This window comes from Paenibacillus sp. Y412MC10 (assembly GCF_000024685.1).
GTDB lineage: Bacteria > Bacillota > Bacilli > Paenibacillales > Paenibacillaceae > Paenibacillus_AQ > Paenibacillus_AQ lautus_A.
The window spans coordinates 2546075-2560594 of sequence record NC_013406.1; the positions used below are offsets into that span (position 1 = coordinate 2546075).

Genomic DNA, 14520 nt, shown 5'->3' on the forward strand with positions numbered 1-14520 from the left:
TAATGAACGTGATGGAGACGATGCAATCCAGCCTTTCAAAGCTGATCGGCGGTCAGGATCTGAGCCGGGATGAGGCCCGCGGGGTTATGCAGACCATTATGGAGGGACATGCGACCCATTCTCAAATCGGCGCGCTGCTGACGGCCTTAAGAATGAAGGGAGAAACCGTAGAAGAGATAACCGGTTTTGCCGAAGCCATGAGAGGAGCGGGCGGACGCGTCGTTACCGAGCGGAACCAGCTGCTCGATACGTGCGGCACCGGAGGATCCGGCATTCACAAGTTTAACATTTCTACTGTATCCGCTATTATCTCCTCCTCGGTTTCGGTCAGAGTGGCCAAACACGGCAACCGTTCGGCATCGGGCCGGGCGGGCAGCGCCGATGTGCTGGAAGCGCTTGGCGTCAATATCCACTTGACCGCAGAACAAGCCACAGCCTGCCTGAACGATATCGGCATCTGCTTCCTGTTCGCCCAAATTTATCATCCGTCGATGAAATATGCGGCTGCTCCTCGCAAAGAGCTCGGGGTCCGGACCGTATTTAACATGCTGGGGCCACTGACGAACCCGGCGGGCGCGGACCGGCAGATGCTCGGGATATACGATATGAACAAAACGGAAACCATTGCGCAGGTCCTCAAAGAGCTCGGTTTGAAGCGGGCCATGGTAGTGACCAGCCACGATGGGCTGGATGAAATCAGCGTCTCGGCGCCTACCCGGGTATCGGAACTCCGGGGCGGAGAAGTCCGCACTTATGATATCCACCCCCATGATTTGGGTCTGTCGGTTCATCCGATGAACGATATCCTGGGCGGCGATGCACAAGAGAATGCGGCCATCATCGGCTCGGTACTGCGTGGAGAACGCAGTGCTTATCGGGACATCGTGCTTGCCAATGCCGGTGCCTGCATCTATGTGTCGGGACTTGCGGATAGTTTGGCCGAAGGCGTGCAGCGTGCAGCGGGAGCGATTGATTCCGGGCTGGCGCAGTCCAAGTTGGAGCAGCTGATCTCAAGAACGGGGGAAATGAGTTATGTATCTTGATCGAATCGTAGAAACGAAACGCAATGAGGTTGCACAGCTGCGAGAAACGTTCAGCATCTCGGAAGCAGAGAGGCAAATAGCGGATTTGCCTCCGACTCTCGGGTTTGAGAAGGCGTTGTCCATGGGACGCAAACGCAGCATGGGGTTAATCGCCGAGGTCAAAAAGGCTTCGCCCTCCAAAGGGTTGATTCGTCCCGACTTTGACCCGGTTATGATCGCCAAGGCTTACGAAGCAGCCGATGCCGATTGTCTGTCCGTGCTGACGGATAAGGATTACTTTCAGGGAAGTGGAGAATATTTGCAAGCGGTAAGGGCGGCCGTCAACATCCCGCTGCTGCGCAAAGATTTCATTATCGACGAGACTCAGATTTACGAAGCGCGCCTGCTGGGTGCGGACGCCGTTCTCTTGATTGCGAGCATCCTTGCGCCGCAGCGTATCGCGGAGTTCATTGACGTTGCAGGCTCGATCGGATTGGATTGCCTGATTGAGGTTCACGATGGGCAAGAGCTGGAATCGGTACTCGGACTGGGAACGGCCCGGCTGATCGGGATTAACAACCGTAATCTTCGGACCTTTGAAACCTCATTGCAGACAACGGCAGATATCGCGGCGCAGGTTCCGGAGGAAGTGACGCTGATCAGCGAAAGTGGAATATCGAGCCCGGCCGACATATCCTACTTGCATTATGTGGGAGCACACGGGGTTCTGGTCGGGGAACATTTCATGCGCCAGCAGGACGTGTTCCGCGCTGTGAACGATCTGATGGGACCGCTGCCGATAGCTGCAGACATGGAATAAAGGGGACATTCGATGATGAGTACGGCTCTAAAAATATGTGGACTTCAAAGCGTTGAAGTGCTAAAATCTATGATAAACTTACCTGTGGATTATATCGGATTCGTATTTGCCAAGAGCCGGCGGCGGGTAACGCCGCAGCAGGCTGCGCAGCTGATGCAAGTATTGCGGGAGTGGGAGCATGACAAGATTCCCGCCGCTGTCGGCGTCTTGGTTAACCCTGATTTGAGCGAGCTCGCAGAGCTTCTTCAAGAAACGGCGCTTGACGTCGTGCAGCTGCATGGTCAGGAATCGCCGCAATTTTGCCGGGAAGTGAAGGAGCGCTTCCCGGTTTCCGTTTTTAAGGCGGTATCGATCGGAAGTGACCGTCCGGAAGCGGAACGTCTGTCGGCACTGGATTCGTATGCGGGCTGCATTGACGGACTGCTGATCGACACCTATGATCCGGTGTACGGCGGAGGGTCGGGCAAGACGTTTGCCTGGGATCGGATCCCGGCGTACCAGCAATGGGCTGAACGGCAAGGGATTCCCTTGTTTGTAGCCGGCGGGCTCGATCCGGATAATGTTGCTCATTTGATCGGCCAGTACGCTCCGTACGGGGTGGATGTATCCAGCGGCGTAGAGAGCGAGCCCGGCGTGAAGGATATAAACAAAGTGACCGCATTTGTAGAAAGGGTGAAGGGGAAATGACACAGCTTCCTGACCGTAATGGACGTTTCGGGGTGTTTGGAGGCCGGTTCGTGCCGGAAACACTGATGAACGCTTTAATAGAGCTTGAGCAAGAATATAATCGTTTTTCGGAGGATCCTGCTTTTAAAGAGGAGATCGCCTATTTGCTGAAACAGTATTCCGGAAGGGAAACGCCGCTTTATTACGCGGAGCGGCTCAGCCAACATCTCGGCAAGGCTAAAATTTACCTGAAGCGCGAGGATTTGAACCATACCGGCGCGCACAAAATCAACAACGCCATTGCACAAGGCGTGTTAGCCAAGCGCATGGGCAAAGGCAAGGTCATTGCCGAAACGGGCGCCGGACAGCATGGCGTAGCGACCGCGACGGTAGCCGCTCTGCTGGGTCTTGAATGCAAGGTATTTATGGGCGAAGAAGATACCAAACGGCAGCAGTTGAACGTATTCCGCATGAAAATGCTCGGTGCCGAAGTAATTCCGGTCACGTCGGGAAGCCGAACGCTGAAAGATGCCGGCAACGAGGCGCTTCGCTACTGGGTCAGCAACGTCGAGGATACCTTTTATGTGCTGGGCTCCGCTGTAGGGCCGCATCCTTATCCGATGATGGTGCGGAACTTCCAGCGCATTATCGGTGACGAGACCCGGAGGCAGATACTGGAGACGGAAGGAAGGCTTCCAAACGTCATTCTTGCGCCGATCGGGGGCGGTAGCAATGCGATCGGCATGTTCTATCCGTTTCTTGAAGACAAGGAAGTCGGTTTGATCGGCGTCGAAGCGGCAGGCAAGGGAGTGGATACCGATTTTCATGCGGCTACGATGTCCAAGGGGACACAAGGCGTATTCCAAGGCTCGATGAGTTATTTGCTGCAGGACGAGTACGGACAAGTACAGGAAGCGCATTCCATTTCAGCCGGCCTTGATTATCCCGGCGTTGGCCCGGAGCATTCCTATTTAAAAGACATTGAGCGTGTGCAGTACGTACCGATAACCGACCAAGAGGCGCTCGATGCCCTGCAGCTGCTATGCCGCACGGAAGGCATTATTCCTGCCCTGGAATCCGCGCACGCCGTAGCGCAAGCCGTAAAGATGGCATCTACGTGGACCGAGAACGATATTGTTGTGATTAATTTATCCGGTCGCGGCGACAAGGACGTGGAGTCCATCATGGCTTACACGGGAGGGAAAACCGAATGAACCGAATCGATCAGACCTTTGCGTCGTTGAAGCAACAAAACAAGACCGCCATGATCCCTTATCTCACTGTCGGGGATCCGGATGTGAAGTCGACGCTGGATATCATCCATGAGCTTGAAATCGCGGGAGCCGACATTATTGAACTCGGCGTTCCTTACTCGGATCCCCTTGCCGACGGACCGGTCATTCAGCGAGCTTCCGAGCGCGCGCTGAAGAGCAAGGTGACCATTCGCACTTGCATGGAAACCGCGCGCCTGGCAAGAGAGCGGGGCAGCAAGCTGCCGTTCATCCTGTTCACGTATTACAATCCGGTACTGCAAACCGGACTGGACGTTTTCTTCGAGGAAGTGGTAAGGCACGACATCAGCGGCTTGATCATTCCCGATCTTCCGGTGGAGGAATCCGAGGAGGTTCGGAAACGCGCCCACGCGGCGGGCGTTCATCTGATACCGCTGGTGGCCCCTACCTCCCATGAGCGGATTGCGAGCATCGCTTCGGAAGCGACCGGCTTTGTGTACTGCGTATCCTCGCTTGGCGTGACGGGCGAGCGCACCGATTTTTACTCGGGGGTGGAGTCTTTTCTTGAGACGGTAAGGCAGTACAGCAGCGTGCCGATCGCGATCGGCTTTGGCATTTCATCCAGTGAGCAGGTGGCCAGATTTTCCAAAATCTGCGACGGCGTCGTTGTCGGCAGCGCGATTGTGCGTCAGATTGAATCGACCATTCCTCTGTTGGAGAAGGAAGAGACAAGACAGCAGGGGCTTTTGCAAATCAGGGAGTTTGTGGCACAATTAAAAGGATAGTGTTGTCCATAGCAGTTATGAAAGGTGAGGCGAATATCGTATGAAACCGAAAGCGCAAATTGTTAATCTTCCCGTATATCAGCCCGGGAAACCGATCGAAGAAGTCAAAAAGGAATTAGGGCTTGATGTCGTCATTAAACTGGCCTCCAACGAGAATCCGTACGGCTGCTCGCCGCGCGCAACCGAAGCGATTACCGCCGAACTGGGAACGCTCAGCCTGTATCCGGACGGAAGTGCGGCCGATTTAACGGCTGAGCTTGCTGGCCAGCTGGGAATTGAACGCAATCAGATTATTTTCGGCTGCGGATCCGATGAAATCATTGCCCTCATTATCCGGGCATTCCTGCAACCAGGAGATGAAACCATCATGGCGGATCAGACCTTCTCGGTGTATAAAACGAACGCGGATATCGAAGGTGCGACATGCATCGAGGTGCCGCTGGTGGACGGTAAGCACGATCTGCCGGGCATGGCCAAAGCCGTTTCGGACAAAACCAAAATCGTGTGGGTGTGCAATCCGAATAATCCGACCGGAACCATCGTTTCCGAAAGCGAGCTGGTTTCCTTCCTGGATGAAGTCCCGGCCCACGTAATGGTTGTGCTTGATGAAGCTTATTATGAATATGTAACGGACGCTTCGTACCCGGACAGCATCAAGTTAATGGAGCGTTATCCGAATCTGGTCATCCTGCGTACCTTCTCCAAAATATACGGCTTGGCCGCCCTCCGGATCGGCTACGGCATCGGGCAGCAGGAAGTCATTTCCTTGATCAATCGGGTACGTGAGCCGTTTAATACGGGACGCCTGGCTCAAGTAGCGGCGAAGGCAGCCCTGAAAGATCAGGAGTTCGTAGCGAAATGCCGTCAAATGAATGCCGATGGGATCCATTACGTGCAAGGGGAATTTGATCGTCTTGGACTATCTTTTTTTCCTGCGAACGGTAACTTCATTATGGTGGATGTGAAGAAGCCAGGCACCGAAGTGTTTAAGTCGCTGCTTAGCAAAGGCATTATCGTACGACCTGGATTTGAACTGTACCCGAACTATATTCGCGTAACCGTAGGCTCCGAAGAACAGAATAAGGCTTTTATCGGCGCTTTGGAACAAGTGCTGAGCGAAGTGAATGCGCCAGCCTGATCGAATGACACAACAATAATCGCAGCTTGAAACGAGTGAGAGAGAACATGACAATGCAAATTTCCATATTCGGCGTCGGCTTGATCGGCGGTTCGTTAGCTTTAAACTTCAAAGGAAAACCTGGCATAACCGTTACCGGTTATGCCCACACCCAAGAATATGCCGACCAGGTCATTGCTAAAGGCGTCGTTGATAAGGTTACGCTTTCGGTAGAAGAAGCTGCCCAAAACGCGGACGTCATTTTTTTATGCGTTCCCGTAGGCAGTCTTGAGATGTACATGAAACGTTTAAGCGAAATGCAGCTGAAACCGGGATGCATTATTACGGATGTTGGCAGCACCAAAGCAAGCATTGCCGAATGCGCGTCCCAGCTTGCCCTTAAGGATGCGTATTTCATCGGCGGTCATCCGATGGCGGGCTCGGAGCGATCCGGTGTTGGAGCTGCCTCCACCGTATTGTTCGAGAATGCCTATTACGTGCTTACTCCGCCGGACGATGTCCCTCAGGATAAGCTGAACGTGCTTGTAGAGCTTTTGTCTCACACGCGTGCCCATATTGTGAAGGTAGAGCCGAGACTTCACGATGAGATCGTTGGAGCGATCAGCCATCTGCCTCATGTGATTGCAGTGGCGTTAGTTAATCAGATCAGCTCCTATAATGACGATAATCCGTTGTACCGCACCTTGGCCGCAGGGGGCTTTCGGGATATAACCCGCATCGCTTCCAGCGACCCGGTCGTATGGCGGGACATTCTATTAAACAATCGCAGGGTCATGCTGACGCTGCTGCAAGACTGGAATGAAGGGATCCGGCGATTCATGGATATGCTGGAGTCGAAGGACGGTGCTGCGATCGAAGAGGCTTTCCGCATGGCAGGGGAATTCCGCAGCGTACTGCCAGAACGGCGCAAGGGCATGATTGTGTCCCAATTTGATCTGTATTTGGACGTGCCTGACCATCCGGGCATCATCGGCCGCATTGCGACGGAGCTCGGGACGAACAGCATCAACCTCAGCAACATGCAGATTATCGAGAGTCGGGAAGATGTGCCGGGCGTGATGAGGCTTTCCTTCCGCAATGAAATCGAACAGGAGCGGGCTAAAGAGCTGTTGTTATCGCAAGGACACTCGGTGTATCAGTAATTTTCCGGTTGTTTTTAAACAACCGGAAATAAATGCGTTTTCAGTGTTGACAAAATGAAAACGTATACATATAATAAAAGTACAGTATGGTTTCTCTCCACTCCTATCCAAAATATTGCACTTTGTGCAACCGCCTTCAATGATGAAGGCGGATTTTTTTTGCCAATTTTCCTATCCGTGGAAAACCTTCTGCCACAAACCTGAACTTTTCTCCAATATGTGCTATAATGCTAGAGATGCTAGTGTAGAAGATTTGGGGAAATTGCCAAATACATAGAATAGTCAGACAACATGAGGCGTAACTATATATGGTTTGACGGTACTTTTGCACAAATCCTTGATTTTCCTCATGAATGTGGAAATGACAAGGAATGGGCACCGGTGGGTGAAGGAGGAACGAAAAATCATATGACGGATTCCCAACTAATCCAAGAAATTAAGCAAGGCAATACCGAACTTTATTCCGAATTAATGAGGCGTTATCAGAGAAAAATATTGGCATTTGTCTATCATATGTTAAAAAGCTCGCACATGGAGCTAATGGCTGAAGATTTATGCTCGGAAACGTTCTACAAGGCTTTCCGGAGCCTGCATTCCTTCCGGGAAGTGGATGCATCTTTCTCGACTTGGCTCTACACCATTGCGCGCAACACCGTGCTGAGCGAACTTCGCAAGCATCGCAGCGGCACATTGCCCCTGGAGGAGAGCGGGGTCGTGCCAGTGGCGCCGCTGGAGGTCGCCCCGGAGCAGGCGATCCTGCGCAGTGAACGAGTACATATGGTAAGGGAAGCGATTAACAATTTACCGGAGAAACAGAGATCTGCGCTGATTCTTCGGGAGTATGATCAACTGGATTACCAGGAAATCGCAGATATTTTAGGTCAAAGCGTCAGTTCGGTTAAGTCACTGTTGTTCCGGGCCCGCGGCAGCGTCAAAATTCAGCTCGAACCCTATTTTTATGAGCCGGTTTTTGAGGATCTGAGAGGGATGAAGAACAGATGACTTGCAATGAAGCCCAAGAGCTGATGGAAACGGTCTGGGATTTACCGGACAACGATCTGCAGCGACAACGGCTGATTGCACATGTTCAAACCTGTAGCTCATGTGCAGCGGAGTACGAAATGTGGGTGGAAAGCCAGAACATGGTTCATGCCCTGGAGCATGAGATTCCCGACATGGACGCTGAACAGATCAACCGCAACGTGATGGACCGCATTTATCGCGATTTTCCCTGGCTGGTGGAGGAAACGTCCAAGAGCCGGGCGGTAAGCCGAGTGTTCCGGAAGCGGCTGACGCTGATGATTGCCGGTTTTCTGGCCTTGTTCGTTTGCAGCTTTGTTTATTTTGCAGCGACGGGCAATCAACCGGATCCGGTTCCGGAAGCCGTAACGACAGGGATTATCCCGACAGGCGTAGCGGATACGGCCCAAAGCTTGAATACCAAGGACGATTACAACATTCCAAAAACCAACAGCGGCATTATTGATCCTTTTGTGGTTGATATGAGTCCCACTCAGCCAGAATACTGGATGATACTTTCCCTTTTGGGAATCGGATGCGCTTTGTTTTTCCTAAAAAGACTAAATCGGGTCAGAAGATAAAATATGGATAGGATGGAGGAGAGGCGGCATGCAGATCGGCTTGGTTCGCCATGGATTAACGGATTGGAACGCTCTAGGCAAAATCCAAGGCCAAACGGACATACCACTGAATGAGGAAGGCCGTCGTCAAGCGCGTTTGCTTGGGGAAAGGCTTCTGCAGGAGCCTTTCCGGTGGGACTTCGCGATCAGCAGCGGGCTCTCCCGCGCTGAAGAAACCGCGAAAATCATTTCGTCCATGCTGAACATTCCCTTGGCGCCGCCGGATAACCGCTTGCGTGAGCGCAAGTACGGTCAGGTGGAGGGCTTGACAGCGGAAGAGCGTGAAACCCGGTTCGGTGCCGATTGGCACATGTTGGATCTGGGCCAGGAAACGGATCTGGAGCTTCAGTCCAGAGGGCTTGTCTTTCTCGATGATATGTGGCATAAACATCCGGAAGCCAATATTCTTGTTGTCAGTCATGGTGGTTTTTTAGCACAGTTATACAAGCTGGTGTGCCGTGGCGCCCTGAGCGAACGGATCGGCAATCTGTCGCTCACCGTCCTGGAGAGAAAAGAGGATGACTGGTCTCCCTTGCTGTTTAACTGTACCAAGCATCTGTTGACGAACCAATCGTAAATATGAGCGTGTATTAGTAGAAGGAGCCTTCCGTCGGGAAGGCTCCTTCTTTATGTTGGATAGGTTGACGTTTACACTTCGGCGATTAAAATAAACCGGTGCTGCTGGACCTCGAAGTAGCCATTGGTCCGGATCATCCGGTGAATATGATGTAAAGGCTCGATATAGCGCTCCACCGTAAAATTCGGGATCTGCCAGGGAATCGCTATCAAATAATAAACCAGTGCGCCGATGTCGTAAAATCGCTGCGGTAAAAAGTCCTCGCGGCTGAAGGTAATTTTGAACCCGTGATCCTGCAGCTCTTGGGTCGCTATGGCCAGGTTCCAATGAGCGAACTCTTCATTCAGCGGAACGCCAAGCAATTCGTTAATCCCATAACAATCGGTTCCGCCGGATTGCTGGGTTACAAACACCCCGCGATCGTTCAATATTCTTCTTACTTCCGCTGCCGAATAGGATTCATGCTGATTGATGATCAGGTCAAAATAACGATCCTTTAAAGGAAGCGAGGAATCTTCTTCAAAGTAGACAACGTTTACGCCCAGCGGCTCGAGTCTTTGCTTTGCAATCTGAACGTTCGGTTTGTACCCTTCGGTGGCATAAACGGTTTTGGGGAGCGGCTGCAGGGAGGATAAGAATTCTCCTCCTCCCGTACCCATGTCCAGCATCGTAGCGGCATTTCGCATCAAAGGGAGCACCACGCTGCCCAAAGACCAGGGGAGAGCGTGGGACTGCATGCGGCCGGAAGCGGTAATACGCGAAAAATCCCATCCCGAAAAATGGTGATCCATGTTTTGAATGAAGTTCAAAAATTCAGCATCTTTTATCATCTCTGCATAACCTCCAAGTCATTTATCATGAATAAGTTTCTTCATATAAAACGCTCTTAAGGGAGGTCCGCGGATTCGGTTCGCACCAAGTTATATTTCGTGTTCCGGCGTTCTTATCATGATGATCCTCCTGTATGGATGGAATCAGCCCGTCTTAAAAAAGCTGGGCTTCATTTTGTATTCGTTATAAAAACATCAAGTGCGGTTTCCTGTAACCGTTTGTATGTATTCTATCATTTAATAAGAGAGCATAGTCATTTCTATATAGAAATAATCAAAAAATATTTCATCACACCGACGAGAATCAGGTATCAAAAGTTCGAAACCTTCCCATAATGGTTGTAAAACGGCGAGGCGATGGAAGATGAATCTAGCGGATATGCTCACATATGCCGATATTGGACAGCTTAGCAATATAGCGAATCACTATGATTGTGACGCTAAGCGGAATTCGAAGCACGAATTGATCCAGAGCATCCTGTCCAAGCTCGGGCGAAGAGAGTTTTTCGAGGAGCAGGTCAGCAGCTTGTCACCGAGCGATTTGCGTTTTCTGAACAATCTGGTCTTTGACACTCGAACAGGCTACAGCCTGGAAGAACTGACGGCCGCCATCCGTCATACGGCGGATTTGGAGGAGAAAGAAGATAAAGCCTCTTCAAACAAGAAGGCAGCTGCCGCCAAAACGGAAAGTCCGCGGGAGGCGGTCGCGCGTTATCGCCGAAGCGGCTGGCTGTTTAACGGTTTTACCCATTCCACCAAGTATTTGTTTCAAGTGCCCTCGGATTTGAAGGAGCGGTTCCGCGATGTGCTGCGGGAGCGGCTTCATCAAAATCTGGAGCGATTGCCGCATGATCCGGAAGCATACCGGGATGAGCAGGGACTAGCCGCGGAAGATCTCAAGCTGATTCTTAAATATGTAGGCGGGCACGATATCGAGCTGAACCAGGAAGGATTCATGTACAGGCGAAATCAGCAGCAGCTCATGAGTACGCTGCATATTTCGGAGCCGTTGATTACCAAAGGAGCGTGGCGGTTCGGGTATGGTCGTTCCTGCATTGAATATCCCGACCGATTTGCGCTGCTGTACGATTATGCCTACGCCAAAAAATGGATCAGGGAAAACCACGCCCGGTTGATCCTGAGTGAAACCGGAGCCTCGTTTCTTGAGGAAGGAAATCAAGTTGGCGTGATACAGATATTCCGCTTTTGGTTAAGACTGTATAAAGGCGCAATTCCCAATATATCTTCTCTTGTTTACTGGATAAGTCAATGCGCAAGAGATTGGGTCACGGCAGCCTCGCTTTACGAATCGCTGGGCTGGCTAATCCGTCCTTTCTATTATGATAGTCCGCAAAACATCTTGGAGCAGCGGATTATCCGCATGCTGATGCATTTGGGGATGCTCAGAATAGGGGAGAGCCAGAGCATGGGAACATCATACAAAATGACCGCGCTTGGATTGAAGGCAGCGGAAGCCGGCATACATATCAGCGATTCGAATGATGATCTGATCCTCTAGCATGGTTGTTTGGACAAGTTCGCAGCAGCCGTAAATATGTTGGAAGTTAAGCAATTAAAGGGAAAGAATATAAGCTATACGCAAATTTAGTTTGGAGGTGCATCCTAATGGATAAGATGAAGGTTACTTACGAGGTTATGTTAGGTCTGGCGGCCGAAATGGTGTGGGACGAGGCATTGCGCAAGCATCGGAGCGAAGAGCTGTACAAGGAAATCGACGAAGCGCTGGCTTCCGGCGACGAAGTGGCTTTCCGAACCCTGACGGATGAACTGAGGACTTTGAATTGAAGAAATGCTTTATCGCATTTCTTCTTTTTTTTGCCTAACCTGCCCTTTCACTCGTATAATGAAGACAAAATCATGATGAGTGAGCAGAAAGGAATGTATCTTGCATGAAATTTAGTGAAGTGGACGAGCAGACGTGGCCGGAGCTGAAACCTTATTTTGATACCTGCCTGATTCCGTTTACCGGACTTTCGGGTACGGAAACGCCATGGGAAGCGACAGCCGCGCTGGAAAGGCTCCGGGATTTTATGGATATGGCAGAAATTCCGTTTAAGGGAAGATTGGTTACATATCCTGCCGTACAATATGGAAATACTGAAGATATGAAGCTTCTAAATGAAGTTTGTCACAATGTCAAATCCATCGGCTTTAAGTACGTGGTGGTCATGACAGCCGATTCCGAGCTATCTATAGAGGATGTGCCCGAAAGTACGCTTGTCCTGTCGCGGCGCAGGCTGGAAGGCAGTGACTCGATCCCTATGCCTGCCATCGTATCCGGACAGATCAGCGAAATGTGGCAGCAGGAAAGCCGTGTTGAATTGTGACAAAAAACCAACAATTTATGAAAGGGCTATTGGAAGCGAACCCAAATTTGGGATTCAAATTCTTGACGGTCTTGGGTGCCTAAGATATTATTAGTATGTCCTAGTAAGTCGTGTGATTTTAATCATTGATGACACTTAAGAACGGTTGACAAAGGGGGTTGAACACAGAATGAGCAGCAACCACAATGACGAGCATGAAGAATCGCACAATCCACCCCGACAGAAAGAGATGTCCCGCAGACAATTTCTTACATACACGTTGGGCGGTGCCACAGCTTATATGGCTGCTGGAGTAGTTTTGCCAATGCTCCGCTTTGCCGTTGATCCGATTCTTCAAAATAAGGAAGAAGGGTCTTTTGTAAAAGTCGCGGAAGAGAGCAAAATTACCAACGATCCACAGGAATTCCATTTCGAGCTCAAACAGCAGGACGGCTGGTACAACAGTACAGCTACTTTGACGGCGTGGATTCGTAAGAACGATCAAGGTGAAATTGTAGCGCTTTCACCGATTTGTAAGCATTTGGGATGCCTTGTTGGATGGAATAACAACAAGAATTTCCCGGATGAATACCACTGCCCTTGCCACGGTGCGCGTTATACACCGGACGGTAAGAACCTGGCAGTCGCGCCGAAGCCGCTTGACCAGTACGAGACGAAAATCGAGAACGGCTGGATTTACCTCGGCGCCATCGTGCCAAATACCGTAGTTAAATAGGAGGCGTAGATTCAGATGTTGAAGAATGTCTACAACTGGATTGATGAACGTCTCGATATCACGCCGATTTGGAGAGACGTTGCAGACCACGAGGTACCGGAACACGTAAACCCGGCGCATCATTTCTCCGCGTTTGTGTACTGTTTCGGCGGCTTGACGTTTTTTATCACAGTCATCCAGATTCTGTCGGGAATGTTCCTGACGATGTATTACGTACCGGATATCATAAACGCTTACAACAGTGTCGAGTACCTGCAAACACAGGTTGCCTTCGGACAGATTGTCCGCGGCATGCACCACTGGGGCGCAAGCTTGGTAATCGTTATGATGTTCCTGCATACGATGCGCGTGTTCTTCACCGGCTCTTACAAAGCGCCGCGTGAAATGAACTGGGTCGTTGGTATGCTCATTTTCTTTGTTATGCTCGGCCTTGGTTTGACAGGCTACCTGCTGCCATGGGATAACAAAGCTTACTTCGCTACAAAAGTTACACTGGAGATTGCGAACTCCGTACCTTGGCTTGGACCTATCATTAAAGAATTGCTGCAAGGCGGTACGATCGTAGGTGCCGAAACGCTGACGCGTTTCTTCGCTATTCACGTATTCTTCCTTCCGGCTGTCCTTCTTGCCTTATTGGTAGGACACTTTATCATGATCCGCAGACAAGGTATTTCCGGTCCACTATAAGAAGAAGGGAGGCGCATATTTATGGCACATGGTCATAAATCTGATGAAAAAGTAGTTTATGTCGGCGATTCGCGTGTGAAAAAAGGCAGCGGTTGGGTTACGCCGCCGGATTACACCGCATATCCCGGCAAATCAGAAGCGTTCATTCCTAACTTCTTGTTGAAGGAATGGATGGTTGGTGTAGTTGTATTGGTCGGTTTCCTTGTACTGACCATCTCGGAACCGGCACCGCTTGGTTATCCGGCGGATCCGGGGGCTTCGGTCATTCCGATGCCGGACTGGTACTTCCTGTTCCTGTATGAATATTTGAAGCTTCCGTACGCATCCGGTGATTATGTGGTACTCGGCACGATTGGCGTTTCCGGCGTGGCCTTCGGCTCATTGCTCCTGGTTCCGTTCCTGGATACAGGGAAAGAGCGGAGGTTCTACAAGAGACCTATCACTTCGGCGCTTATGATTCTGTCGTTGTTTGCCGTCATCTATCTGACCAATGCTGCATGGACGCATTATCAGCATGAACTGGAAGCTACAGGCCAGAAGCCGGAGCATATTCAGCGGGAAGAAGAAGCTCACGAGAAGCGTGCAGCTGGTCTGCCAACAACCAGCGGCAAGCAGCCTGAAGACAGCATCGTAGCGATTGTGGATAAGGATAATCCTGCAATGGAGACCTTTAAAACGGCTACTTGTATCTCCTGTCATGCTGCAGATTTGAAAGGGGCATCCGGACCGTCGCTGCGCGGCGTCGGTGACACCCATACAAAAGAAGAGATTGTGGCTATCATCGAAAATGGCCAAGGCAGCATGCCGCCTATGAAAGACATAGCTCTGGGAGCTGGTGTAACTGAAGAACAACTCGACCAGCTGGCGGATTGGCTCGCAAGCCAAAAAGCAGAAGCGGCTGCAGAGTAGCATGCATTA

General features: G+C 51.0%; 17 protein-coding genes. 16 read left to right on the plus strand and 1 reads right to left on the minus strand.

What is annotated here, in order from left to right:
- The first annotated feature begins 2 nt into the window (after positions 1–2).
- From trpD to GYMC10_RS11105, 10 genes are all read left to right on the plus strand, one after another.
- Entirely contained in the window at positions 3–1043 is a 1041-nt protein-coding gene (gene trpD, locus GYMC10_RS11060; protein WP_015734535.1) for an anthranilate phosphoribosyltransferase, read from the plus strand.
- A complete protein-coding gene (gene trpC / locus GYMC10_RS11065) occupies positions 1033–1842 on the plus strand; it encodes an indole-3-glycerol phosphate synthase TrpC (protein ID WP_015734536.1) in 810 nt (269 codons plus the stop codon). The genes trpD and trpC overlap by 11 nt, the downstream gene beginning before the upstream one ends.
- Positions 1843–1854: 12 nt before the next feature.
- Positions 1855–2529, plus strand: coding sequence for a phosphoribosylanthranilate isomerase (locus tag GYMC10_RS11070; RefSeq protein ID WP_015734537.1), 675 nt, complete (start codon positions 1855–1857; stop codon positions 2527–2529).
- Positions 2526–3722: a tryptophan synthase subunit beta gene (gene trpB / locus GYMC10_RS11075; protein ID WP_015734538.1), complete on the plus strand. Its 1197-nt coding sequence runs from the start codon at positions 2526–2528 to the stop codon at positions 3720–3722. The genes GYMC10_RS11070 and trpB overlap by 4 nt, the downstream gene beginning before the upstream one ends.
- On the plus strand, positions 3719–4525 hold the full coding sequence (gene trpA / locus GYMC10_RS11080) for a tryptophan synthase subunit alpha (RefSeq protein WP_015734539.1): 807 nt from the start codon (positions 3719–3721) through the stop codon (positions 4523–4525). The genes trpB and trpA overlap by 4 nt, the downstream gene beginning before the upstream one ends.
- A 40-nt stretch (positions 4526–4565) precedes the next feature.
- Complete coding sequence (hisC, locus tag GYMC10_RS11085; protein ID WP_015734540.1) at positions 4566–5663, plus strand: histidinol-phosphate transaminase; 1098 nt, start codon at positions 4566–4568, stop codon at positions 5661–5663.
- Between the two features lie 53 nt (positions 5664–5716).
- A complete protein-coding gene (locus GYMC10_RS11090; protein WP_186326437.1) occupies positions 5717–6805 on the plus strand; it encodes a prephenate dehydrogenase in 1089 nt (362 codons plus the stop codon).
- Positions 6806–7213: 408 nt separating this feature from the next.
- On the plus strand, positions 7214–7807 hold the full coding sequence (locus GYMC10_RS11095) for an RNA polymerase sigma factor (protein ID WP_015734542.1): 594 nt from the start codon (positions 7214–7216) through the stop codon (positions 7805–7807).
- Positions 7804–8406, plus strand: a complete 603-nt coding sequence (locus GYMC10_RS11100) for an anti-sigma factor family protein (protein ID WP_015734543.1) — start codon at positions 7804–7806, stop codon at positions 8404–8406. The genes GYMC10_RS11095 and GYMC10_RS11100 overlap by 4 nt, the downstream gene beginning before the upstream one ends.
- A 28-nt stretch (positions 8407–8434) precedes the next feature.
- A complete protein-coding gene (locus GYMC10_RS11105) occupies positions 8435–9022 on the plus strand; it encodes a histidine phosphatase family protein (RefSeq protein ID WP_015734544.1) in 588 nt (195 codons plus the stop codon).
- A 71-nt stretch (positions 9023–9093) separates the two neighbouring features.
- Here the strand turns inward: GYMC10_RS11105 and GYMC10_RS11110 are convergent, their stop codons facing one another.
- Positions 9094–9852, minus strand: coding sequence for a class I SAM-dependent methyltransferase (locus GYMC10_RS11110; RefSeq protein ID WP_015734545.1), 759 nt, complete (start codon positions 9850–9852; stop codon positions 9094–9096).
- A 364-nt stretch (positions 9853–10216) separates the two neighbouring features.
- On the opposite strand from GYMC10_RS11110, the gene GYMC10_RS11115 reads away from it, so the two are divergent.
- The 6 genes from GYMC10_RS11115 to GYMC10_RS11140 all read left to right on the plus strand — a co-directional run bounded on the left by GYMC10_RS11115 (position 10217) and on the right by GYMC10_RS11140 (position 14511).
- Positions 10217–11371, plus strand: a complete 1155-nt coding sequence (locus tag GYMC10_RS11115) for a hypothetical protein (protein ID WP_015734546.1) — start codon at positions 10217–10219, stop codon at positions 11369–11371.
- A 107-nt stretch (positions 11372–11478) separates the two neighbouring features.
- Complete coding sequence (locus GYMC10_RS11120) at positions 11479–11658, plus strand: IDEAL domain-containing protein (protein ID WP_009595190.1); 180 nt, start codon at positions 11479–11481, stop codon at positions 11656–11658.
- Between the two features lie 104 nt (positions 11659–11762).
- Entirely contained in the window at positions 11763–12200 is a 438-nt protein-coding gene (locus GYMC10_RS11125; protein WP_015734547.1) for a DUF2487 family protein, read from the plus strand.
- Positions 12201–12369: 169 nt separating this feature from the next.
- Positions 12370–12915, plus strand: a complete 546-nt coding sequence (locus tag GYMC10_RS11130) for a ubiquinol-cytochrome c reductase iron-sulfur subunit (protein ID WP_015734548.1) — start codon at positions 12370–12372, stop codon at positions 12913–12915.
- 15 nt (positions 12916–12930) lie between these two features.
- Positions 12931–13602: a menaquinol-cytochrome c reductase cytochrome b subunit gene (gene qcrB / locus GYMC10_RS11135; RefSeq protein ID WP_006209500.1), complete on the plus strand. Its 672-nt coding sequence runs from the start codon at positions 12931–12933 to the stop codon at positions 13600–13602.
- Between the two features lie 21 nt (positions 13603–13623).
- Positions 13624–14511 (plus strand): menaquinol-cytochrome c reductase cytochrome b/c subunit, encoded by an 888-nt coding sequence (locus GYMC10_RS11140; protein WP_015734549.1) that lies wholly within the window; start codon positions 13624–13626, stop codon positions 14509–14511.
- The last annotated feature ends 9 nt before the right edge of the window (positions 14512–14520 follow it).